Annotated in this window: 23 protein-coding genes; 6 read left to right on the top strand and 17 right to left on the bottom strand. The window is 41.8% G+C overall.

Annotated elements, in window-relative coordinates; genetic code table 11:
- Nucleotides 1-167: 167 nt before the first annotated feature.
- On the bottom strand, nucleotides 168-2,993 hold the full coding sequence (gene ppc, locus D7D50_RS06385; RefSeq protein WP_120701759.1) for a phosphoenolpyruvate carboxylase: 2,826 nt from the start codon (nucleotides 2,991-2,993) through the stop codon (nucleotides 168-170).
- Nucleotides 2,994-3,021: 28 nt separating this feature from the next.
- A complete protein-coding gene (ftsW, locus tag D7D50_RS06380; protein ID WP_120701758.1) occupies nucleotides 3,022-4,260 on the bottom strand; it encodes a cell division peptidoglycan polymerase FtsW in 1,239 nt (412 codons plus the stop codon).
- 248 nt (nucleotides 4,261-4,508) lie between these two features.
- Here ftsW and D7D50_RS06375 point away from each other — a divergent pair, with 248 nt between their 5' ends.
- From D7D50_RS06375 to D7D50_RS06365, 3 genes are all read left to right on the top strand, one after another.
- Nucleotides 4,509-5,372: a GH25 family lysozyme gene (locus tag D7D50_RS06375; protein ID WP_023023860.1), complete on the top strand. Its 864-nt coding sequence runs from the start codon at nucleotides 4,509-4,511 to the stop codon at nucleotides 5,370-5,372.
- A gap of 86 nt (nucleotides 5,373-5,458) precedes the next feature.
- A complete protein-coding gene (locus tag D7D50_RS06370; protein ID WP_120701757.1) occupies nucleotides 5,459-5,932 on the top strand; it encodes an aminoacyl-tRNA deacylase in 474 nt (157 codons plus the stop codon).
- A gap of 14 nt (nucleotides 5,933-5,946) precedes the next feature.
- Entirely contained in the window at nucleotides 5,947-6,570 is a 624-nt protein-coding gene (locus tag D7D50_RS06365) for a histidine phosphatase family protein (RefSeq protein ID WP_023023865.1), read from the top strand.
- 36 nt (nucleotides 6,571-6,606) lie between these two features.
- Here D7D50_RS06365 and lysS read toward each other — a convergent pair whose 3' ends face one another.
- The 4 genes from lysS to D7D50_RS06345 all read right to left on the bottom strand — a co-directional run bounded on the left by lysS (nucleotide 6,607) and on the right by D7D50_RS06345 (nucleotide 11,470).
- Nucleotides 6,607-8,097, bottom strand: a complete 1,491-nt coding sequence (gene lysS / locus D7D50_RS06360) for a lysine--tRNA ligase (protein WP_023027082.1) — start codon at nucleotides 8,095-8,097, stop codon at nucleotides 6,607-6,609.
- 184 nt (nucleotides 8,098-8,281) lie between these two features.
- A complete protein-coding gene (locus tag D7D50_RS06355; protein WP_023023869.1) occupies nucleotides 8,282-9,634 on the bottom strand; it encodes an ABC transporter permease in 1,353 nt (450 codons plus the stop codon).
- On the bottom strand, nucleotides 9,634-10,329 hold the full coding sequence (locus tag D7D50_RS06350; RefSeq protein WP_023023871.1) for an ABC transporter ATP-binding protein: 696 nt from the start codon (nucleotides 10,327-10,329) through the stop codon (nucleotides 9,634-9,636). The genes D7D50_RS06355 and D7D50_RS06350 overlap by 1 nt, the downstream gene beginning before the upstream one ends.
- Entirely contained in the window at nucleotides 10,313-11,470 is a 1,158-nt protein-coding gene (locus D7D50_RS06345; RefSeq protein WP_120701756.1) for an efflux RND transporter periplasmic adaptor subunit, read from the bottom strand. The genes D7D50_RS06350 and D7D50_RS06345 overlap by 17 nt, the downstream gene beginning before the upstream one ends.
- 200 nt (nucleotides 11,471-11,670) lie before the next feature.
- Here D7D50_RS06345 and gorA point away from each other — a divergent pair, with 200 nt between their 5' ends.
- Complete coding sequence (gene gorA / locus D7D50_RS06340) at nucleotides 11,671-13,020, top strand: glutathione-disulfide reductase (protein WP_023027085.1); 1,350 nt, start codon at nucleotides 11,671-11,673, stop codon at nucleotides 13,018-13,020.
- A gap of 367 nt (nucleotides 13,021-13,387) precedes the next feature.
- Here the strand turns inward: gorA and D7D50_RS06330 are convergent, their stop codons facing one another.
- Complete coding sequence (locus D7D50_RS06330) at nucleotides 13,388-14,119, bottom strand: cyclase family protein (protein ID WP_023023876.1); 732 nt, start codon at nucleotides 14,117-14,119, stop codon at nucleotides 13,388-13,390.
- Nucleotides 14,120-14,457: 338 nt separating this feature from the next.
- On the bottom strand, nucleotides 14,458-14,670 hold the full coding sequence (locus D7D50_RS06320; protein WP_006597402.1) for a YdbC family protein: 213 nt from the start codon (nucleotides 14,668-14,670) through the stop codon (nucleotides 14,458-14,460).
- A gap of 89 nt (nucleotides 14,671-14,759) precedes the next feature.
- Between D7D50_RS06320 and D7D50_RS06315 the strand changes: the two genes are divergently transcribed.
- Nucleotides 14,760-15,089 (top strand): hypothetical protein, encoded by a 330-nt coding sequence (locus tag D7D50_RS06315; RefSeq protein WP_042361426.1) that lies wholly within the window; start codon nucleotides 14,760-14,762, stop codon nucleotides 15,087-15,089.
- A 41-nt stretch (nucleotides 15,090-15,130) separates the two neighbouring features.
- Here D7D50_RS06315 and D7D50_RS06310 read toward each other — a convergent pair whose 3' ends face one another.
- Together D7D50_RS06310 and D7D50_RS06305 are read right to left on the bottom strand one after the other, a co-directional pair.
- Nucleotides 15,131-16,417, bottom strand: a complete 1,287-nt coding sequence (locus D7D50_RS06310; protein ID WP_023023881.1) for a peptidase U32 family protein — start codon at nucleotides 16,415-16,417, stop codon at nucleotides 15,131-15,133.
- A gap of 162 nt (nucleotides 16,418-16,579) precedes the next feature.
- Nucleotides 16,580-17,509, bottom strand: coding sequence for a peptidase U32 family protein (locus tag D7D50_RS06305; RefSeq protein ID WP_006597381.1), 930 nt, complete (start codon nucleotides 17,507-17,509; stop codon nucleotides 16,580-16,582).
- A 131-nt stretch (nucleotides 17,510-17,640) separates the two neighbouring features.
- On the opposite strand from D7D50_RS06305, the gene D7D50_RS06300 reads away from it, so the two are divergent.
- Nucleotides 17,641-17,937, top strand: a complete 297-nt coding sequence (locus D7D50_RS06300) for a DUF3270 family protein (RefSeq protein ID WP_006595911.1) — start codon at nucleotides 17,641-17,643, stop codon at nucleotides 17,935-17,937.
- Nucleotides 17,938-18,035: 98 nt separating this feature from the next.
- On the opposite strand, the gene D7D50_RS06295 is transcribed toward D7D50_RS06300, so the two are convergent.
- From D7D50_RS06295 to D7D50_RS06260, 7 genes are all read right to left on the bottom strand, one after another.
- Nucleotides 18,036-18,506, bottom strand: a complete 471-nt coding sequence (locus D7D50_RS06295; protein ID WP_006595910.1) for a YtxH domain-containing protein — start codon at nucleotides 18,504-18,506, stop codon at nucleotides 18,036-18,038.
- Between the two features lie 15 nt (nucleotides 18,507-18,521).
- Nucleotides 18,522-18,905, bottom strand: coding sequence for a DUF948 domain-containing protein (locus tag D7D50_RS06290; protein WP_006595909.1), 384 nt, complete (start codon nucleotides 18,903-18,905; stop codon nucleotides 18,522-18,524).
- An 11-nt stretch (nucleotides 18,906-18,916) separates the two neighbouring features.
- The gene (lgt, locus tag D7D50_RS06285; protein ID WP_006595908.1) at nucleotides 18,917-19,699 is read right to left on the bottom strand and encodes a prolipoprotein diacylglyceryl transferase; all 783 of its coding nucleotides are present in this window, start codon (nucleotides 19,697-19,699) and stop codon (nucleotides 18,917-18,919) included.
- The gene (hprK, locus tag D7D50_RS06280) at nucleotides 19,696-20,628 is read right to left on the bottom strand and encodes an HPr(Ser) kinase/phosphatase (protein WP_023027089.1); all 933 of its coding nucleotides are present in this window, start codon (nucleotides 20,626-20,628) and stop codon (nucleotides 19,696-19,698) included. The genes lgt and hprK overlap by 4 nt, the downstream gene beginning before the upstream one ends.
- Nucleotides 20,629-21,017: 389 nt before the next feature.
- Nucleotides 21,018-21,293 (bottom strand): PspC domain-containing protein, encoded by a 276-nt coding sequence (locus D7D50_RS06270; RefSeq protein WP_048689503.1) that lies wholly within the window; start codon nucleotides 21,291-21,293, stop codon nucleotides 21,018-21,020.
- Nucleotides 21,294-21,353: 60 nt separating this feature from the next.
- Nucleotides 21,354-21,806 carry a SprT family protein gene (locus D7D50_RS06265; RefSeq protein ID WP_120701755.1) on the bottom strand — a complete coding sequence of 151 codons (453 nt, stop codon included), beginning with the start codon at nucleotides 21,804-21,806 and terminating at the stop codon, nucleotides 21,354-21,356.
- Nucleotides 21,793-23,919, bottom strand: a complete 2,127-nt coding sequence (locus D7D50_RS06260) for a Tex family protein (RefSeq protein WP_120701754.1) — start codon at nucleotides 23,917-23,919, stop codon at nucleotides 21,793-21,795. Before D7D50_RS06260 ends, D7D50_RS06265 begins: the two co-directional genes overlap by 14 nt.
- Nucleotides 23,920-23,974: the final 55 nt, after the last annotated feature.

The raw sequence follows: 23,974 nt of genomic DNA, 5'->3' as shown, positions 1-23,974 counted from the left end.
TGAAATTGCAAGCCTTTTACCTATATTTTCTTAATTATTCCTTTTCTTATCTTTTATTTTTCCATCTAGCAGAAAGAACTTGATCAAGCTTTCAAAAATCTCCCATAAAATCCCCTGTCTCGCCTGATTCTGAATAGAAAAAAATCGGAACAAGGGTTCCGATTTTTTTAACCAGAATTACGCAATCCTGTCGCGACACCATTGATGGTGATATGAATCAACTTGTCCTGATCTGCAGGCAATTCACCACGTCTTTGGCGTTTAATTAATTCTAATTGAATATAGTTCAGAACATTAAAGTATGGCATACGATAATCTAAACTATCTTTTAGATAAGGGTTTTCAGCTAATAGTTCATCATGCCCTTCAATTTGTAAAATAACATCCTTGGTCAGTTGCCATTCGTCCAGGATAATATTGAAGATATCACGAACTTCCTCTTCTTCACACAGCTTAGCATATTCAAATGCAATGTTCATATTGGCTTTTGAGAGCACCATGTCTACGTTTGAAAGAAGAGACTTGAAGAATGGCCATTTTTGGTACATATAACGCAAGGTTTCAATGTTTTCAGGGTCTGCATCAATAAATTCTTTAAAACTAGATCCTACACCGTACCAGCCAGGGAACATCACACGGCTCTGTGACCATGAGAAGACCCAAGGAATGGCACGCAAGCCACCGATTTCTTTGATGGTCTTACGGGCTGCCGGACGGGAACCAATATTAAAACTAGAAATGGCCTTAATCGGACTGGATTCGAAGAAGTAATCATAGAAATGTTCATTGCCAAAAACCAGTTCACGATAAATATCGTAGCTACGATTGACAATCTGATCCATAATCTCATTGTACTGATCGGACATGCTCTTTTCACTCTTCTTCTTAGCAATCATCCGGTTAATCGTTGCAGAGACCAACATTTCTAAGTTGTAATAAGCTGCATCCTTGTTCCCATATTTGTTGCCAATGACCTCACCTTGCTCAGTCAAACGAATTCGGTCATTGATAGATCTCAATGGTTGTGAGGTGATCGCTTCATAGGTTGGGCCACCACCACGACCAACCGTTCCACCACGGCCATGGAAGAAGGTGATCTTGACACCAAATTCGTCACCAATCGCTGTTAATTGTTGTTGGGCTTTATAAAGAGTCCAACAAGAAGATAGATAACCACCGTCTTTATTACTATCAGAATAACCAAGCATAATTTCTTGGTAGTTGTTCTTAGAAGCAATCCAGCGTTTAGCAATTGGAAGTGACAGATACTTTCTCATCGTATCTTCAGATTGGTCCAAGTCTTCGATTGTCTCAAAGAGAGGAACAATTTGCACACGTGCGCTTTCCTTGTCAATCAGTCCCACTTCTTTCAACATGATGGCCAACTCAAGCATATCCGATACACTGGTTGCATGAGAAATAATGGTTTGACGAATGACATCTTCTCCTAAGCGGTCTTTTAATTCACGCGCTGTTTGGAAAATAGCTAATTCTTTCTCAAGCAATTCTGATTTTTCTGCATGGGTAGCAGATAAAATCCGAGGATCTTCTAACAACTCTTGTAAAAGCAACTCGCACTTTTCGTCTTCTGACAAATCACTGTAGTGATCATTAATCCCTGCTTCTTTTAATAGTTCTGCCACACAGGCTTCATGGACACTCGAATCTTGACGCATGTCAATCGAAGCCAAGAAGAATCCAAAGACCTCTACTGCTTCTAATAACTCAGCAAACTCACCTGAGATTAAAGCCTCTGCCTTATTTTCAATCAATGATTCTTGAATCAGGGTCAAATCCTGTTTAAATTCTTCAACTGTTTCGTAATAAGGAGGACGATCTTCTGCCAACTCTTGGATAGCACCACTGATACGGGTACCGATATAATCGGAAACCACTCCTTGTTGATGGGTGTGAGCACCGAGAAGACGTTCAATCGGATGACGGTCATCTACTGTTGAGCCAACTACTGACCATTCCTTAATATTCAATAAGGTTTGGACCAATTTAGATTGAATATAGTGGAAGGCCCGACGGTAAGGCTCCTTCTCTCTAAAGACAGATGTATCACTCGAACGGGCCGCCATCTCTTCAACCGCTTGACTGGTTTTTGAAAGATTGGTAGAGAGGGAGAAATTCCGATAAAGACTAGAGATTTTCTGAATATAATAGTTCAGAATGACTTCACTTTGAATGGTAGCTGATCGCTTCAAGGTCTCTGCGGTTACAAAAGGATTCCCATCCCGGTCACCACCGATCCACATTCCCATCGTAATCGGTTTAGGTTGCTGTAACTCAATCCCTTGCTCCTTGGCAAGACGTTTGTATTCCAACATTAAGTTAGGAACAGCCTGAAGGAAGGAACTATTATAGTATTCCATGACATTGGTAATCTCATTGGTTACCTTGAGTTTCTTTTCACGGATCATATCGGTTTGCATCATAATTTCAATATTTCGACGCAAATTATTGTACCATTTGGTCTCGTTCATCAAGCCTGCTTTCACATCCCGATGTTGGCGCAAAAGACTGTGAATGTGAGTGGTTAGGTCCAACATGGTTTTCCGTTGCACTTGGGTCGGATGAGCTGTCAATACTGGTACCACGTTGAGGCGTTCCAAAATTTCCTGAGCATTTTCAGTCTCAGCCACCTGGCGAATGGTTGACGATAGTTTGCCTAGATAGTCCTGTCCCACATTATTCTGATGATTGATTTCAAAAGCCAAATCGACATCTTCAGAGATATTAATCAATAAGGGGAGAATGGCAAAGTATCGAGAAATCACGATCATCTCTTCATTTGATAGCTCTCTAACAATTTGATCCAATTTTAAATAATCTTTTGAGACAGATAGTTTTTTCAATTCAAGAATCTTATCAAAGGTTTCTGGACTCACCAAATTTTTAGCAATGTCTTCTAAAATAGTGGTTAAAATCTCAACTTCTTCTTTGATAATCTCTTTGTTGGTATAGCTCTCTAGTTTTTGTAAAGTCATGATAACTCCTTTCTTTACTCACTCCGGCTTAGTAATAGCTTTGGATCTTCTGAGGCTTCTCGTATGAAGGAGCCTCTTGAATAGCCAGGGCGCGCTTTTCACTCGCATCAATATTTAAGACAAGGGCAATCGCAATGGATAAGACCCACAAACTATTTCCTCCTTGTGATAGGAAGGGGAAGGTCACCCCTGTCGAAGGAATCAACCCAGAAATCCCACCAATATTAATAAAGGTTTGAGTCAGAAGCATCCCTCCTATACCGATGGCCATCATCGAATTAAATGGATCTCTTGCCCGTATCCCCACAAGAATAATACGCAAAATTAAGAAGAACAACAAGGCTAAGATGAGACTAGCTCCCACAAAACCAAGTTCTTCAATGACGATCGAAAAGACAAAGTCTGTATGTGCTTCTGGCAAATACCCTTGCTTTTCAATCGAATTTCCAAGCCCTAAGCCAAACCAGCCCCCATTACTCATGGCGTAATAGGAATTGGCCAATTGGTGTCCAGAATCTGATAAATCATTAAAGGGATTATAAAAAGCACTGAAACGTTTCGCTACATATCCAAAGACAGGGATTTTAGAGAAACGCTCTACCCCAATTAGCTGAATGGAATAAAGAAGAACGGTTGAACCTCCTACTAGGATAGCTAATAGACTTGAGAACCAGCGGTAAGCTATCCCACTTGCACTAATCATAATTAAGGTTGTCAGTGCAAGAATGGTCGCATTTCCTAAGTCTGGCATGATGACTACAATAGCGATCAAGAAGAGCACCATCCAACGCCAATCTGCCAAATCACGAGGAATCCATTGATTATGGGTAAGTGCCTGGTAATCATATTGCTGAATCTCTTCTTGCTTTTTAGAGAAAACTAAGGCCAAATACCAAACTAGGATAATTTTCAAGTACTCAGCTGGCTGAATAGAGAAACCTCCAAAATTCAACCACCCATGCGCCCCATTCACCGTGTCTGTGATAAAACGCGATAGCAAGAGAAGGATCGTCTCCGCAATGATAACAATCCCAATGAAAGCCTTTTTCTTAAGGTTATTCAATTTCACCTTATAGATAAAGAGAATGGTAACCAAACTCAGAACAAAAAAGATTCCCTGGCTTTTGATCATCCCAAAAGGACTAACTCCTTTTTGGATGGCTAATGCACTCGTTGTCGAGTAGACAATAATCAATCCTAATATTGACAAAAGGAGGTACGGAATCAGGATTGAATAGTTTAAAAAATGACGTTTTTCTAATTTCATGTAACACCCATACTTCTAATTTTCAGTCTTCATTATATCACCTTTCAATAGTAAAAAAAAGGAAATACCAAATAAGATTCGGTTTTCACCTGTCATAGAGGATTAATCAGATCAGTCTAGCCCTTTTTTATTCCTCCTACTAGCTTAGTCCAAAAAAGTAATCCGCATCTTTACGACAATCGTTTGTTTTTGTGCTTTCAGACTCTTTGTTTTGCCTTTTTCCATCTTTTGCGGTAAAATGATTCTGTATGAGAAAAAGGATTAAACCAATTGTCCTCTTCGTCTTTTTCCTAAGCATCTTTTCCTTTCTGCTCATTTCTAAAACAGTAGCAGATATTCAAAGGAATCAACTTGCTAGAAGCAAGACTACACAAGAGGCAAAGAAAACCAATCAATCAAAAGTCCCATCTAGTTCTTCTTCTGACTCAGTAGAAGAACTAGATCAAGAATTTTTGAATCGACCAATTATTGACATCTCTGGTTGGCAATTACCAAGCGAGATTGATTATGATCTCTTAGCACAGAATGTTTCTGGAGTCATTGTTCGCGTTCATAGTGGCGCTCAAGCTAAAAAAGAAAATGCTGCGACTTATTTAAATGGAATAGACAAATCATACGAAACTCATATTAAAGAGTTTCAAAAACGAGATATTCCAGTTGCGGTATATGCTTACGTAGCTGCCAAGGACAAGAAAGAAATGGAAAAGGAAGCAGAAGAGTTCTATCAGGCATCCAAAAAATACAAACCAACCTATTATTGGCTGGATGTAGAAGAAAAAACCATGGGTGATATGAACGCTGGAGTGGAAGCCTTCCGTGCCAAGCTAGCATCATTGGGAGCCAAAAATATCGGAATCTATATTGGGACCTATTTCATGGAAGAACATAGTATCTCCACTGATAAATTTACCGCCCTCTGGATTCCAACTTATGGGTATGATGATGGCTATTACAATGCAGCTCCATCTACTGATGATGAGTATGATCTTCACCAGTACACCTCTCAGGGGCAATTGAATGGCTTCACCCACTACTTGGACTTAAACCAGATTGCACCTACACAAGATCAAGAAAAAATCTACCGAAAACTATTTACAGTAGAAAAGAATTAAAAGAGGCAGACGCCTCTTTTTCTCTTAAACTGCAACTCAAAGAGTATGATATAATATTAGAAAATTTAGAGAAAGACAACAGTAAGATGGCGAAAAAACAAAAAGTAAAAAAAACATTGGTGGAACAAATTTTGCAAAAAGCAAAAATCCCCCATATGGGATTACAAATCAATGCCCTTGAAGGAATAATTCCAGAAGGGATTAGGACTGAGCAAATTTATAAGACATTGGCTCTAACTGGCGATAAAACTGGCCCTGTTATCGGAATTGTTCCCATCTCTGCCCACTTGTCAGAGAAAAAATTGGCCAAACTATCTGGCAATAAAAAAGTCAGTATGATTCCACAGAAAGATTTAGAAAAAACAACAGGCTATGTTCACGGGGCCAATAATCCTGTTGGCATTCGACAAAAACACAACTACCCCATTTTCATTGACCAATCTGCCTTGCAACTTGATCAGATGATTGTCTCTGCAGGTGAAGTTGGTCACAGTATTCAAATCAAGGCACAAGATTTAGCTGATTTTGTCAAGGCTAGCTTCGAGGATTTGGTTGAGTAAAGGATAAAACTACTATGAAACTATATTTTGTCCGTCATGGACGCACTGAGTGGAACGAGGAGGGCCGTATCCAAGGGGCAAACGGCGACTCCCCGCTTTTAGAATCTTCCATCCAGCAGTTAGAAGCCTTGGGTCGGCATCTATCTCAAACACACTTTGATGCAGCTTATTCAAGCGATTTGCCTAGAGCCGTCCATACTGCTCAAATCCTCCTCAAGCAAAATCAGCATCCTACCTCCCTCCAAGAGACTCCTGCTCTACGGGAATGGCAGCTTGGTAGGCTAGAAGGTGGAAAAATTGTGGAGTTGAAAGCTCTCTATCCTGAGGAAATGAAGGCTTTCCGACACGATCTATCACAATTCCATCACGACCTATTTGAGGCAGAATCCGTTTCTGAAACAACCAAGCGTACCTGTGATTTTGTGAAAAGCCTGAAAGGAAAAGAGTTCGATACCGTTCTTATCGTTGGACATGGGGCGAATTTAACAGCTTCCATTCGGACCCTACTTGGCTATAAACCAGAGGAACTCCGTAAAAACGGTGGCCTCAATAATGCCAGTGTGACCATTTTGACAACAGATGATTTTGAGCACTATCACTTAGAAACTTGGAATGACACCTCTTATTTGGAAGACTAAAAAACACTGATCTTGCGATCAGTGTTTTCTTTTATCTTATTTCATAGTTGGGAAGAGAAGAACATCCCGAATAGTAGTTGTGTCAGTAAGGAGCATGCAGAGACGGTCGATACCGATTCCGAGTCCTCCTGTTGGTGGCATACCATATTCAAGAGCTTCAATATAGTCGTAGTCAATACCAGTCGCTTCATCGTCTCCCAATTCTTTGGCGCGTGCCTGCGCTTTGAAGCGTTCCAATTGGTCGATTGGGTCGTTCAATTCTGTAAAGGCATTGGCATATTCCTTGGTCATGATGAAGAGCTCAAAACGATCCGTGAAACGAGGATCTTCATCATTCTTCTTGGCCAATGGAGATACAGCTACAGGGTGTCCATAGACAAAGGTTGGTTGTGTCAAGGTTTCTTCCACATATTCTTCGAAGAAGGCATTGATGATGTGACCTACTTCAGTGTAGTGTTTTTCAACTGGCACATGTTTTTCTTTGGCAAGGGCTACTGCTTCTTCAAAGCTCATTTCCTTCCAGAAATCAACGCCAGCAATTTCCTTGATGGCATCCACCATGTGAACCCGTTTAAAGGGTTCATTGATCTTGATTTCAGTTCCTTGGTAGTTAACTGGACCATCCCCATGAATGGCTTTAGCAGCGTGTTGGATAATGCCTTCTGTCAAGTCCATAATATCTTGGTAGTCAGCATAGGCTTGGTAGACTTCGATGGAGGTAAATTCAGGGTTGTGGGTAGCATCCATTCCTTCATTACGGAAGATACGTCCGATTTCATAGACGCGTTCCATTCCACCAACGATCAAGCGCTTCAAGTGAAGCTCAGTCGCAATCCGAAGGACCATATCAATGTTTTGGGCATTGTGGTGAGTGATAAATGGACGCGCAGATGCTCCACCAGCTTCGTTGTGAAGGACAGGTGTTTCTACCTCAAGGAAGCCTTGACCATCCAAGTAACGACGGATTTCTGAAATGATTTTTGAACGAGTTACAAAGCGGTTAAAGCTTTCACGGTTAGAAATCAAGTCCAAGTAGCGTTTGCGGTAGATGGTTTCCACATCTGAAAGCCCATGGAATTTTTCAGGCAAGGGACGAAGTGCTTTAGATAAATGAGTGATGTGAGTAGCTTTGATTGAAAGCTCACCCATGTCTGTCCGCATCACTTCTCCTTCTACACCAAGGAAATCTCCAAGGTCAGCCTTTTTGAAAATTTCATAATTTTCTTCGCCAACCGCGTCTTTACGAACGTAAATTTGGATTTGACCTTCACGGTCTTGAAGGTGGGCAAAACCAACCTTCCCTTTTCCACGTTTGGTCACGAGACGGCCTGCAATAATAGCTGTCTCGTTCAAGTCATGAAGTTGTTCTTTATCTAATTCTGAATATTTTTCTTTTAATTGACCAGAATCTGCAGTACGTTCGAATCGCTTTCCAAATGGGTCGATTCCTTGTTCACGAAGGGCCGCCATCTTTTCGCGACGGACAATCTGCTGGTCATTTAATTCTTCCATATGTTCAGTAGTCATTTGGAACCTCCTAAGTTATTCTCCCCTATTTTATCATATTTACCAGGGAAATACACTATTCTTGAGCAGGAAAAATGAAAAAAGGAATGGAAGGAAAGGGAGTTTGCTACCTTTCCTATCACATTCCTAGATTTCAGAAGGGAACACGACGATTGTCCCAATCCATCATTCAAGTCATTCTACCTTATTCATAGCGTAGGGCTTCAATTGGGTCTAGTTTTGATGCCTTGCTAGCTGGTAGGATACCAAAGATAATTCCGACACAAGCTGAGAAGATGATACTTCCAATAGCCACTGACATGGAGACGACTGGAGGCCCTTCTAGAGCACCTGCAGCAGCTGTGGCGATGAGAGCATTGACACCATAGGCCAATCCCAAACCGAGAATTCCTCCCATCATGGTCAAGACCATTGATTCGATGAGGAATTGAATCAAGATTTTGCTACGAGTAGCTCCAAGTGCTTTTCTTAGACCGATTTCACGTGTCCGCTCAGTCACAGAAACCAACATGATATTCATGACCCCAATCCCACCAACGAGAAGGGAAATTCCTGCAATCGCACCAATGACTGTTGTCATAATACTGAGCATTTGATTGGTCTGCTCTAAGAGACTATCCATATTAAAAATTTGGAACTCCCCTTGGCGAACTCCTGATAGCTCGGTTAATTTTTTCGCTGCTTCGATTCCAGTTGATTTAATCTGTTTGACATCAGGAATATGTACCACAATAGTGGAAATTTCTTCTGTTCCAAATTCTGAAGCTACTTGGGTATTAGCCATCAAGGCACTTCCTCCAGAAGAAGCCCCATATAATGCAGATCCAGCATTTGGATCCTTGAAGATTCCTACCACCCGATAGTTATTGTCTCCGACAGCAACCACTTGGTTGAGAGCACTTTCCGTTCCAAACAAGGTCGAAGCTAAGCCTTCATCCAGCATGATGACCCGAGAAAAACTCTGGTAATCTGAGGCATTTAGTTTTCTTCCTGAAACCAATTCAAATTTTCTAACAGAGAAATAGGTATCATTGACTCCCATAATATTCACCCCTTCAGATTTTTTCTTCTGAAAGGAGATAGTAGCATTGGCTGTATTACCAACATAGTAGCCATCAACCCCAGGAATCTTGGTCAGTTCTTTGACCCATTCTTCTTGGACAACAGGAGGGGTTTCAAGGATTGGATTATCAACATCTTCGCTAGTTTCCTCTCCATAGCCAGCTGGTGGTGACATTCCTTGGTCTTCTTCACTTGCGACGCCACCTTCCCCACCACCTTCAGCGCCGCCTTCTTCTGAGACAGGTTCTGGGCCAAGATTAAAACCAGTCATGTAGCCACTCTTTCGGGCGGAATAAGAAATCTGAACATACTGTTGATCCTTAGTAAAGGTCTTGGTCACTCCAGCTTTCATCCCATCTCCGAGAGCCATGATGACAACGACTGAGGCAACCCCGATAATAATCCCTACCATGGTTAAGAAAGATCTCATTTTATGTCCCATAATGGAACTAATGGCGAATTTCCAGTTCTGCATCAGGCCCTCCTTTCATTGCGACTATCCGATGATATCACTCCATCTCGAATGACAATCTGACGTTTGGCATAGGCAGCAATCTCCGTTTCGTGGGTTACCATGATGATGGTTTTCCCTTCTTGATTGAGTGCTGTCAAAAGCTCCATAATTTGTTCGCCGGTTTTGGAATCAAGAGCTCCTGTTGGTTCATCCGCTAAGATAATAGAAGGATGATTCACCAAAGCCCGGGCAATGGCCACCCGTTGTTTTTGCCCTCCGGACAATTCAGAAGGAAGGTGGTGCATCCGCGTATCTAGCTCAACTTTCTTTAAAAACTGTTCGGCTAATTCCTTTCGTTTGGAAGGATTCACTCCTGCATAAATTAAGGGGAGCTCGACATTTTGAAAGGCATTAAGTTTTGATAGGAGAAAAAATTGTTGAAAGACAAAGCCAATTTGCTCATTGCGAACCTGAGCCAACTTCTTCTCACTGAGGTTCCCAACCTCTTCCCCTTCTAATCTGTACTCACCACTAGTCGGACGATCGAGAAGGCCAATAATATTCATTAGAGTAGATTTCCCAGAACCAGAAGGTCCCATAATGGCTAGAAATTCTCCCTCTTCTACTTCTAAATGGATATCCTTTAATACCTGTAAGGTTTGATCTCCATTTTTATAACTTTTATTGATATTTTTCAGCTCAATCAATTTTGTCATATTTTCCGACCTCTTTCCCATCTTCCAAATCTCCAGAAGGGTTGATGATCACTTGCGCATCTTTCTTCAAGCCAGATAAGACTTCCTGATTTTCTGCATCTGCATTTCCTAAGGTAACCATAACTTTTTTAGCCTTACCAGCTTCAATGGTCCAAACATAGCTTTGCTCGCCATCCGATAGGACACTTGTCACAGGAACTAAAGGATGGATGGTTGAACTTTTTACTTCAATATTGACAGAGAAACCTTGTTTCAAATCGCCGATCTCACTCGTAATATCTACAGTAAACGGATATTTGGCTCCTCCTGTTCCTTGTCCAGAACCTGCAGCACTTGCACCTGCCTGACCTGCATCCGTCGGATAGTTAGCTACATAGCTAATCTTTCCAGTCCATTTTTTCCCAGGATAGACCTTGGAGGTTAAGGTCACTTCCTGGCCAACTGAAATGTTGGCTAGATTATATTCAGACAACTCTCCTTTTACTTGAAGGTTTCCATTGCTGACGATATGAACAAGAGTTTGGTTGGTTCCTGTTGTTGATTTTGAAACATCCTTATTAACTTCTACAACTGTCCCATCTGTACTACTTTTTACGGTTGTAGCATCCAATAAGGCCTTGGCTTTTTCCATATTGGCTACAGCATCTGCACGGGCATCGCGTAAATCACCCACTTGAGTATCCAAAGATCGTTGAGCTTGAGAGGCTGAGCTGCTATCTGCTTCCTCATCCCCTGTTGTATCAATCGTCACCCCATTGGTCAAGAGATCGTTTAATTGACGATCCGCTTTATTAACTGCACGAACAGCGGCATCATAGGCAGATTGCGCTTCTGTACTGCTATATTGAACAATGGCTTGTCCAGCAGTCACTTGATCCCCAACATTCACTAAGATGGATTGCAAATCTCCTTTCGTTCCGTCAAAGTAGATATATTGCTCCTGATTGGCAGTGACTTTCCCCGTCAACAATACTGATGAAGCAATGGAACCTTCTTTGACTGTTTGAACCATCGGAGTCATATCCACCAACTCCTCAGGACTATTGCTAGATTTTCCAAAAGCAAGCCAGCTCCCAATTCCTAGGACTGCTAGTGCAGCGCCTGTAGCTGTAACGATTTGCCATTTTTTAAATTTTTTCATTTCTTTCCTCCAGTATTCGAAAGCGTTTCAAATTATAAGTTTAGTATATCATATTTCCTCATTTTTCAATTCAAAATCATCTGTTTTGCAAGTTTTTTTTGCTATCTTGTTTTCTCCTCCTATTCAACGATGGCAATTTCTTGATTTTTGTAACCTATGTTGTTACAATGAAGGTGTAAATCAACAAAGGAGTATTAACCATGAAAGAATTTGATATTATCTCCATTGGTGGAGGTAGCGGAGGGATTGCTACTATGAACCGTGCTGGAGAACATGGAGCCCGCGCTGCTGTTATTGAAGAAAAGCAACTAGGTGGAACCTGTGTCAACAAAGGATGTGTCCCTAAAAAAATTATGTGGTATGGCGCCCAAATTGCTGAAGCCATTCGTGATTACGGTCCAGATTATGGGTTTACTTCTGAACAGACCAATTTTGATTTTGCGACATTAAGAAAAAATCGCGAAGCCTATATTGATCGGGCTCGTTCGTCTTATGACGGCAGTTTTAAACGAAATGGTGTGGAATATATCCAAGGTCGCGCTCGCTTTATCGACGCCCATACGGTTGAAGTCAACGGGGAAACCATCAAGGCTAAACACATTGTTATCGCTACAGGTGCCCATGCTTACGTCCCAGATCTACCTGGAGCAGACCTAGGAGAAACCTCTGACGATGTCTTTGCTTGGGAAGAACTACCAAAATCAGTTGCCATTATTGGAGCTGGTTACATTGCGGTAGAACTAGCCGGTGTCCTCCATGCCCTTGGTGTTCAGACAGATCTCTTCGTTCGCGGTGATCGTCCCTTAAGAAAGTTTGATTCTTACATTGTCGATGGCTTAATGGAGGAGATGGACAAACAAGGATTGTCCCTCCATCCTCACAAGGTTCCTGTTCAACTCACAAAGGAAGAAAATGGTCAAATCCGTGTCTATTTCGAAGACCAAACATCTTTTGTTGCTGATCATATTATCTGGGCGACCGGCCGAAAACCAAACGTTCAGGACCTCCATCTAGAAGCTGCAGGTGTCACCTTAAATGAAAAAGGATTCATTGCAGTAGATGAATACCAAAATACCGTTGTCCCTGGCATCTATGCTCTTGGGGACGTCACAGGAGAAAAAGAATTAACCCCTGTCGCTATCAAGGCAGGGCGTACCCTATCCGAACGTCTCTTTAATGGAAAAACCGATGCTAAAATGGACTATTCAACCATTCCTACCGTTGTCTTCTCTCATCCCGCTATTGGTACAGTCGGTCTCACTCAAGAAGAAGCCGAAAAACAATATGGAAAAGAAGCTATCAAGGTCTACACTTCTAGTTTCGCCTCTATGTATTCAGCTGTGACCCAACATCGTCAGCTGGCTAAATTTAAACTCATCACTGCAGGACCAAAAGAAACCGTCGTCGGCCTTCATGGTCTTGGATATGGTGTAGACGAAATGATTCAAGGATTTGCCGTTGCCATCAAAATGGGAGCGACAAAAGCCGATTTCGATGCCACTGTCGCCATCCATCCAACCGGTTCCGAAGAATTCGTTACCATGCGCTAATATCAGAAAAGGTTTGTTTAACAAGCCTTTTCTGATGTTTAAATTTTAACTGATCATCACTGGAGCTACCATAGTCTAATCTTTCATTTTAACTTGATTACCTTACATTTTTGTAAGATAAGAGCTTTCGAAAGAATGAAAGCTAGCTTCACTAGTCATGCTTTTAATAAATCATATAAAAAAGAGAGTGGGACAGAAATCGGTCATTCGTTAGAATTCGATTTCGTCGTCCCACCTCCGCACAGTTGAGTGGGGCTGTAAAAACTGATGAAATCAGCCTAGTAGAGCCCACTCAACCACTGCGTCTTGCTCGACAATCCAAAGACAATTGAGAGGCTAGGATTTTTGTCCCAGCCTCTGTGTCTTCTTATGGTAAGATAGCAATAGCACGAACAGGTGAACCAGTTGCCTTGTCCCAATGAGGGAAGGCAATTGAAATCAAGGCACCGACTGCTGGTACTTGATCCAATTGGTTCAAGACTTCTACTTGATAGATATTTTGTTCCAAAAGGTAGTATTCATTGACCAAGCCATGTTCTGCTGCTGGAATACCAGCATCTGTATCGAAGGTCTCATGCCCCACCGCCTTAACATGGCGTTCATGGATCAAGAATTCCAAAGCTTCACGGCTCCATCCTGGACTTTGTTGAACCCCATTTTCATCTAGGTTGCGCATAGCATCTTGATCTGGCCAACGTTTTGACCAATCACTACGGAAGGCGACAAAAGCTCCTTCTGCAATTTGTCCATGTTCTGCTTCGAAATCCAAAATATCTTGTTTGCTCAAGATAAAGTTTGGATTGGCTGAAACTTCTTTCGATTTGTCGATGACATAAAGTGGCAAGAGGAGATCTTTGAGGTCAATCTCATCCAACCAACGGCCACCTTCTACAAAGTGAATCGGAGCATCGATATGCGTTCCGTATTGACCAACCACCGTAAATTTTTGAACATGGAAGCCATCTTTTAGTGTGAAGAGGTCTTCTTGTTGCAAGGCGGGAAGAGCTGGAAAGTGAGGACTTTCTGCATTGATTTGGTGACTCAAGTCTACCCACTTTTTAGCTTGCAATTCTTTGTAAATACTAAGTAAATCTGACATAAGGGTTCCTTTCCTATAAGTGCGACATGAAATAAACGAATAAGGTTATTATAACAGTCAATGTCAACATCCACAATGATTTGCCTTAATCTTGTTTTCTTGAATAGGATATAGTTTCAAGCTATAATTATAGAAAGCATCAAAAAAGAGGCTAGGACAAAAGTCCTAGCCTCTCAATTGTCTTTGGATTGTCGAGCAAGACGCAGTGGTTGAGTGGGCTCTACTAGGCTGATTTCATCAGCTTTCACAGCCACACTCAACTGTGCGGAGGTGGAACGACGAAATCGAATTCTAACGAATGACCGATTTCTGTCCCACTCTCTTTCTTACTCTGTCCATTACTGTTTAAATGCATCTAACAGAACTTGGAATTCTTCATTAGTGAGCGTAATCCCCTTGCCCATCTTCGTATGGTCTGGACTCCAAGTGCGGATATCATATTTAGCAGGTGCTCCATTAAAGCTCACCCGGTTTAACTCCTTGGTCCATCCCTTTTCATTTTCAGATAACACCAAGAGTTGTTCTTCAATTTCAAAACTAAAATCTGCCATGAATACTCCTTTCAATGTCTTTCACCTTAATAATTCGTAAAAAATTTTACAAAATGAATGAAATTTTCTATAATATATTGTATCAACTTATGGAGAATTATGCTATGAAAAGATTTCTTGAGCTTCTCAAGGACCGAGCGAATGAATTTTTTAACGATAAAACCTCCCAACCAGCCCCACTAGAGGATGATAAAATTATTCAGATTATTGAACTGGCCCTTCGAAAAAAACAAGGAGTCCATGTCATTTTCCAAAATAAAAGCTTTACAGGCGATATCGTGAAATATGATCAGGAACGAAAACAACTCATTGTCAAGAATTTTAAAAAGAGTATGTCAACCATCATTCGAATTTCTGACATTCAAAAGATTAGTCTCGTTCCACATACGATTCGAATCGCACAACAAAAAACACCGTAAACTTCCAAGCTTGGGAAGCATGCGGTGTTTTTTTTTACGTTTTAGGCACGAACCGTTTGGCTGGTTCCATCTTCTTTATAGAGGTTGATCAAGCCTTCTTTAAGAGCACGGATCATATCACCTGGTTCAACTGGTGTTGGCATATGAATGGTCAATAACTCCATCGGATTTGGAGCCCGATCAATTTTATTGCCCTTGGCATCATGCAAATCTTCAATCACCGTTTCAAAATGACGGAACCCAGGTCCATAAAATTCCACTTGGTCTCCTTCATTGATGACATTCCGTTGTCGAATGGTCGCAATTTGCTTGTCCGCATCATAGGCTACCACTTCTCCGACAAACTTGTACTCTGGAATCTTCCGACGAGCCCCAAACAGTTGCTCGTTTTCAGATGGTGTTCCGTAATAGAATCCGGTAGCTAACTCACGTTGGGCTACCTTCCACATCTCATCAATCAAGTCTTGCTTAATCGCTTCAAACTTCTCAGGACTTTCCAAATAAGCATCAACAGCCGCCTTGTAGCAATTCGTTACGGTAGAGACATAGTGAATGGACTTCATCCGACCTTCAATCTTAAGGCTGTCCACTCCATTTTCAATCATATCAGGGATATGGTCAATCATCGACATGTCCACAGCTGACATCGAGAATTCTTCAGGGATTTCCCCTTTGAGACTCTTGCGTTCTTGGCCAAATGGCATATCGTAGAGATCGTACTTCCAACGACAAGATTGGGAACATCCTCCACGGTTGGCATCCCGCATACTCATATGATTGGACAAAGTACAACGGCCAGAGTAGGAAATACACATTGCTCCGTGAACAAAGGCTTCAATTTCAACATCTGTCCGCTTACGAATTTCAGCTAGTTCTGCCATCGAAACTTCCCGAGCCAAAACGACCCGTGTCAAGCCCAAGTCTTTCCAAAACTCGAGAGTTTCATAGTTAGTCGCACTAGCTTGAGTAGAGAGGTGAATTTCCAAGCCAGGTGCTTCTGTCGCTGCGATGGTAATCAAGGCAGGGTCTGAAACAATGACCGCTGCGATTCCGATATCCCGTAAGCGACGAAACCATTCACCAGCTCCAACTTCATTTCCTTCATGCATGACCATATTGGCTGCAACATAGACCTTGGCTCCATACTTGGCCGCAAATTGGACTCCTTCTTCCATTTGCTCGAAAGTGAAGTTCCCTGCACGGCTACGAAGACCATAGGCCTGACCACCGATGAAGACAGCATCCGCACCATAGCGCACAGCAACCTTTAGTTTTTCAAGTGTTCCCGCAGGTGATAGAACCTCAGGACGTTTCAATTGTTTTGTCATCATATCTCCTAGTATATTACAAGTATATTAGTTAGATTATCAATCTTGTCTATTTTATAGCAAATCCAGTCGAAAGGCAATGGTTTGGGAATTGTTTTGACAATTCTCATTCTTTACCATCACTAAAAAGGAAGGCCCGCACTCCTGGCAGGCTTTTCTCCTTTATTTAACCATGTCTGGATCGTAATCATAAAATCCAGTGTCAAGGAAACGATTCTTAGGATGCAATTGGTGAATCTGCTCATCCAATAAGAAGGCTTGATCAGATGTGAAAGTCCCAGCTTCTAGAAGCTCACGTGCTTTCACAAAACACTTGGCAATTTCCACAAAGTTTTGACCAGGTGTATAAATCCCCTCTAACTTCCAGTGGGTGAAACCATGCTCCACTAACTCAGAGAGTTTGGTCATCAAATCCAGGTCATTATTGGCAAAAATATGAGTTCCATGCTTGTCCTCAAAGATAGAATAGTGGCTTTCTGGATCTCCTGGTTCTGCCAAAAAGAGATCGCGCTCTCTCGTCTTTTCGTCATCGATGTGCGTAAAATTGTAGTAATTCTGCAAAAGAGGGCGTTTGGAATGATGAATCACACTGGCCCCATAAACCAATACTTCAGCAGGAATCTCTAAGATTTCTGGCATCTTGAAAAGCTCTGCAGATGGGATTTCTCGAGCAAGAACTGCTTCTGAAGCACCAGCCTTTTGTCCCCAGAAATTGATCTGACGGCTACTTGTCACCATGGTAGAAGCATCATAAATGGTTTTAAAGCTGTAGCCATCCCGCTTCAATACATAAAAGACGCCTGCATCTCCTACCGTGATATAATCGACGTTAATCGAAGCAAGGAAATCTAAAAATGGTTTGATACGATCCATCATGTCTTGGTGCATCAAGGCATTGACAGCCACTGTCATTTCCTTACCTGCCGCATGGACTAGATCAGAAATTCGACTTAATTCGTCATACGAGAAAGTGTGAGGAAGTCGTAATCCAAATTCCTTTTCTCCGACATAAATACGGTCCACACCTACTTCTAGAAGGGCTTGAACCTGTTCAATACTTTCAGCTGTAGCTGTAATAATTATCTTTTTCATGAAAACTATTATACCAAAAAAGTCATTTTGCTCTCTAAATTTCTTAATTTTGTAAAAATTGTAACAGTTTTGTAACATTTCTATGCTTGAAAACGTGTTAAAATAATAGAGTACTGTTAGGAGAGAGAAATATGCCCGCAAGAAAACTTAGAGTTGTTGAAGAATACGACTATGTCGAAGTCCCTCTTCAACAAGAGAATACAACAACTAATTATGATTTTAACCTTGATACTGAACCAGCTCCGCAATTAAGTGAGCTACTATTTTTCCTTAATATTGCTGTGTTTTGTGTCTTAACTGTTTTATTTAGTTTCGTCTTTTTATCAATGAAGATGAATACCTTTTTTGCTTTTGCCTCAGCAATTGCTTGTAGTTTGGGAAGTATCCAAGCTTTCCGCATTTTCCAGTTAAAACGGAAAAAGGACTAAGATGAATTTTTTAGCCTCCTTCGGGAGGCTTTTTGGCATTTCCCATCCACGTTTGTCATTGTATAAGAGAAATCCCTCACCAATGGTGAGGGATTATTTTATTCTTCTTCTACAGCTGTTTCTTTGATCTCTTCTTCCACTTCTGGAAGAGCTGTTTCTTCTTCCAATTCAAGGACAATCTCTTCACTTTCTTTTTCCTGTTTAGGCTGGAAAGGACTTGCTTGATTGCCGGTCTTTTGCTGGATTTTTTCCTTAATCGTTTGGATAGCATCTTGTGAAAATTCTACCACATCCTGCGTCTTATCTTTCACTGTCTCGATAACAGTGTCTTTGTTGATCTCGCCACTTTCAACTTTTTCCTTGGTTTGCTGAATAGCGTCTGATGCTTGCTTGGATAGTTCCATTGCAGATTGTTTCACAGAATCATGAACTTCTTGTGGATTCTCTTGGTATTCTTTTACAAAACCTTTGACTTTACCAGTCAACTCTTTCCCTTTTTTGGTTGTCAGGAAGTAGGCTGCGGATGCGCCAGTGATCGTTCCAATTAATAATGATGATAAACGTCCCATAAGGTACCTCTTTTCTTATTTAAATAATTTCATAGCCATGCGAGCTGCTTTTAATCCGACGGATGTTTTAACAGTCTTTCCACCAACAACGACAGCTTTTTTGCTAATCTGACGTGCTTGATCATTCAGATCCGACACAGATACAGATAAATCTGCCACTGCTGTGAAGAGTGGATCAATGGTTGCAACTTTTTGATTCAAATCTTCTGTCAAAACATTCACTTTTGCTAACAACTCATTGGTTTGGTGTAAGGTTACATTTACATCTGATGTCAAGGTCTTAATCGTTACTTGAGTCTCATCTACAACTTTTCCAATCTTTGAAAACAAGATAATCAAGTAGATGACCAAAACTACTAAAGCTAACCCTAAAAGCCCATAGGCAATTTCAATAAACATTTCTTTTCTCCTTAATCTATTTCCGTTCTATAAAATGGTGCATTCTTTTTTCGTTGATAGATCATGATGCTGATTCCAAGCAGGATGAGGACCAGGGAAAGCCATTGTGAAACTCGAATTCCCAAAAACATCAAGCTATCTGTCCGCATTCCTTCAATAATCATTCGACCAAAGCCATACCAGATTAGATAGAAAGCAGTAATTTCGCCCTTTCTCAACAGTTTCGGACGACGACGCAAGTAAAGAATCAGCACAAAACCAAGCAAGTTCCAACAAGATTCATATAAGAAGGTCGGTTGACGGTAATGTCCATCAATAAACATCTGATTCCGAATGAAAGAAGGTAAATAATCTAAATTCTTAACAATGGCTCCGTAGGCTTCTTGGTTAACAAAATTGCCCCAACGGCCAATACTTTGAGCAATCATGACACTCGGTGCAGCGATATCTAAAAAATCAACTGGGTCAATCAAACGACTGCGTGAAAATAGGTAGAGGACTAGAGCCCCTGCCAGGAGTCCACCATAGATAGCAATCCCACCGTTCCATACGGCAAAAATCTCTCCTGGGTGTTCCCTGTAATAAGACCATTGAAAAATAACATAGTAAAGACGGGCCCCTATGATCGCTACTGGAAAAGCAATCAGAATGAAATCAATAATATCGTCTGACTCTATCCCTTTACGAGGGGCTTCTTTCATAGACAGGATAACCGCCAAAAGGAGACCGAGGACGATACAAATCGCATACCAGCGAATGCTAAAGGGACCAAGTTGAATGGCTACTGGATTCATACTTTCACCTCATTCTGATCAATCAACTGGGTCAATCGATCTTCAAAGGTTTTAGTAGCATCATATCCCATTTCTTTGGCGCGGTAGTTCATTGCTGCTGCCTCAATGACAACGGAAATATTGCGACCTGTCTTAACAGGGATGCGAATTCTTGGAATAGTCACTCCACAGAACTCAATTTCTTCTGCATTATTGCCAAGACGATCGTAGGTTTGTTCCTTGGTGTAGTTTTCTAAATAGACCGCGATTTGAACCTGTGAAGAATCTTTCACAGCACTGGCACCATAGAGACTCATAACATCAATGATCCCTACTCCCCGAATCTCTAGCATATGACGTAGAATTTCAGCAGGCTCACCCCACAAGGTCATCTCATCACGGGCGAAGACATCTACCCGGTCATCTGCTACCAAACGATGCCCTCGTTTGACGAGCTCTAAACCAGTCTCACTCTTCCCGATTCCACTATCTCCTTGGATCAGAACCCCCATGCCATAGATATCCATCAAGACACCATGGACACTAGTTCTTTCCGCAAGGAGAGAATCTAGGTAGCTTGATAGTTCACCAGATAGGCGACTAGTTGGAACGCGACTGCTTAAAATCGCGATTTGCTTTTCCTCTGCAGCACGGAGCATTTCTTCAGGAACCTCTAGATCCCGCGCGATGATGAGTACCGGTGTTTCCGGCTGGAACATCTTTCTCAAAACTTGGTGACGATTGTGGGAGGTCATCTTGATGAGGTAAGACCACTCTTTCATCCCAACCAATTGAATTCGTTCTGGAGTATAGTAATCAAAATATCCTGTCATTTCAAGTCCAGGACGTGAAATATCTGCCGTTGTGATTTCTTTTTCAAATAGGCTTTCATTGCCGTACACAACCTTCAAACGAAGCTTATCAATTAAATCTCGGACTGTTATTGCCATAGGCTTCTCCCTTTTTGTTTTCTCTTACTATTATAGCAAATTATCCCAGGTAAGACTTGCTCAAGCATCTTTTTTTAGTATCAAAACTGATGCTATTATTCTCACACTCATTCCAGTACTCTTTGATGTTTCTCTTTATCCTTGTTATCCCATATTTCTATCGTTTCTTCATTTGAAAAAAAAGATGAGAGTGGGACAGAAATCGGTAATTCGTTGGAATTCGATTTCGTCGTCCCACCTCCGCACAGTTGAGTAGGGCTGTAAAAGCTGATGAAATCAGCGTAGTAGAGCTCACTCAACCACTGCGTCTTGCTCGATAATCCAAAGACAATTGAGAGGCTAGGACTTTTGTCCCAGCCTCACATTCTTATTCGATTCATGAAAATTCTTTAAAAGAATGGATCATCGTCTTTGATTACTTGTGCATCCTTCCGTTTGCGAGGTCCGAGGCCATACTTTTCTCTTTCAAGATCTTCTTTATACGGCAAGGAGAAGGCACATAGGCAATAAATAGCCAAGCCTACAAGCCCATAAGCATGAAAGATACTAAAGAGCACAAAGAGAAAACGCAATAGGTTTGCATCGAGCCCAAATCGATCCGCTAGTCCAGCAAATACTCCGAAAACGATTCTGCCTCGACGTAATTTATAAAAAGTTGGATTCAAGGGCATACCTCCTATTATTTTAGAACAGTATATCCCGAAATCAAGTCACTGTCATCCGACTCAAGGCCGATTTCCTGGATCAATTGTCCCTTGATACTTAAGTAGTCCTCGACACCGACCACAGCGGTACTTTTGCAGATCAATCTGCCGCTTTCTCCTGAATTCTTGCCCACAGCTCGTACAAACATAAATCTTATAGTTTCCCTTATCAACTGAAGGGGCATACCGCAAGCCGTCTACCTTTTTGAGTAAGGCCTTGAAATCTTGATCCTGGTGGCGATAGCCCTTTTTCATATAGTAGAGATGGTAGTGACACAACTCATGACGGACAATCTTTCGAAAAATCTCCCAGCCAAATCTTTCTAGGATTCTAGGATTGAAATCCAGATGACCATCTTTAGGAAAGAAGCGACCGCCGGTCGAACGCAAGCGAGGGTTCCAGATCGCTTGGTGAAGAAAAGGGTGAGCAAAATCTTCCAGCGATACTTCTTGAACGTATTTAGTCAGATTCATGTGGTGCCAAGAGGGAAAGATTCACTTTTTCCCGTTCTAAATCAATCTTGTAGACCCAAACGGTCACTAGGTCGCCAACTGAAACAACTTGACTTGGATGCTTGATAAATTGCTGACTCATCTGTGAAATGTGGATCAAACCATCTTCATGAATCCCAATATCGACAAAGGCTCCAAAGTCAACAACATTGCGGACAACTCCTTCTAGTTTTTGACCAATCTTCAAGTCTTTCAAATCAAGAACATCCTGGCGAAGGACAGGAGCATCAAAAGAATCACGTAAATCGCGACCTGGTTTGAGAAGATCTGCGACAATATCTTTCAAGGTTTCAGGGCCAATTTCAAGTTCCTGGGCCATAGAAACCGTGTCAATTTGTTTCAACTTGGCTTGGGCCTCTTCATCCATCTCCTTGATGCCTAGTAAGGTAAAGAGCTTCTTCACTGCAGGGTAACTTTCTGGATGGACCCCTGTCCGATCGAGGAAATTCTCACTTTCTGGGATCCGTAAGAAACCAGCTGCTTGTTCAAAAGCCTTGGCTCCCAGACGAGGAACCTTTTTAATCTGTGCCCGAGAAGTGATCAACCCTTCTTCTTCCCGGTACTTCACGATGTTCTCAGAAATGGTTTTATTGAGACCAGCCACGTGAGACAAGAGGGCTGGACTAGCAGTGTTAATATTAACTCCGACTTGGTTTACCACGGTATCGACTACGAAATCAAGGCTTTCAGATAATTTCTTCTGGCTGACATCATGCTGGTACTGGCCGACTCCGATAGATTTTGGATCAATCTTAACCAACTCAGCCAGTGGATCCTGCAAACGACGGGCAATGGAGATGGCTGAGCGCTTTTCAACTGTCAGTTCTGGAAACTCATGGCGAGCCAATTCACTAGCTGAATAGACAGATGCCCCGCTCTCGTTCACAATGACATAGCTGACATTTGGAACTTCCTTGAGAACTTCCGCAACAAAGGCTTCGCTCTCTCGACTAGCCGTCCCATTCCCAATCGCAATAATTTCTACGCCGTATTCACGAATCAAACGCTTCAGCTCTTCTTTCGCCGCCTCAATTTGTGCTGGTTTAGCTGGTGCAACAGGATAAATCACCTGAGTGGTCAACATCTTTCCTGTCTGATCGACAACAGCCAACTTGGCTCCTGTCCGGAAAGCTGGGTCAAAGCCTAAGACCACGCGCCCTTTGAGGGGAGCAATCAACAAGAGGTGACGAAGATTTTCAGAGAAAAGTTGAATGGCCCCATCTTCTGCCACTTCTGTCAATTCTGTCCGAATCCGACGCTCCATAGCTGGTAGCATCTTCTTTTTCAGAGCCTGGCTGATAACTTCTTCGATGTAGCCATTTTTCGATTTAAATCGGGCTTCAAAATGACGAATCAAACGGTCTACAGGATGCTCAAATCCAACCTTTAATACTCCTAATTTCTCTCCACGGTTTAAGGCAAGAGTCCGGTAGCCCTGCATATTTGCAATCTTCTCAGAAAAATCATAATAAATCTGGAAGACTTGCTTCTCGTCTTTGCTCTCATCCTTCAAGCTAGAGGTTATCAAGGAGTGTTTGCGAATCTCCTGGTAAGTGAGGTTACGCAATTGCGGGTCTTCTGCAATCGCTTCGACTAAAATATCGATTGCTCCAGAAATGGCATCTTTTACAGTTGGAAAAGCTTCTGATAAAAATCCCTCTGCTGCTATTTCCAAATCCTTTTGATCTTGCAAAATCATCCGAGCAAGCGGGAAGAGCCCTGCCTCACGCGCAATCGTAGCCTTGGTCCGGCGTTTTTCCTTGTAGGGAAGATACAACTCTTCCACATCTGCCAATTTTTCAGCTTGCTCAATCGCTTCTTTTAGGGCTGGAGTGAGTTTCCCAAGCTCTTCAATCTTGGCTAGGACAGTTTCTTTCCGATCAGCCAAGGCTGTCAAAGACTTGTCCATATCGATAATAGCCTTGATCGCCACTTCATCTAGATTCCCCGTAGCATCTTTTCGATATCGGGCAATAAAGGGGATAGTGGATCCCTCTGCTGTTAAGGTCAAAACGGTATCAATTTGTTTGAGACTCACGCCCAATTCCTGGGCTATTTTTTCATATTTTTCCATAGCTTCTATTATACCATAGAAAGCTCTCTATTCCGCCCTTCCGTCCTGTTTTTGC

The sequence above is a fragment of the Streptococcus koreensis genome (assembly GCF_003627135.1).
Classification (GTDB): Bacteria; Bacillota; Bacilli; order Lactobacillales; family Streptococcaceae; genus Streptococcus; species Streptococcus ilei.
Note: the sequence above shows the minus strand (reverse complement) of the source record. Positions and strands in the feature narration are given on the sequence as shown.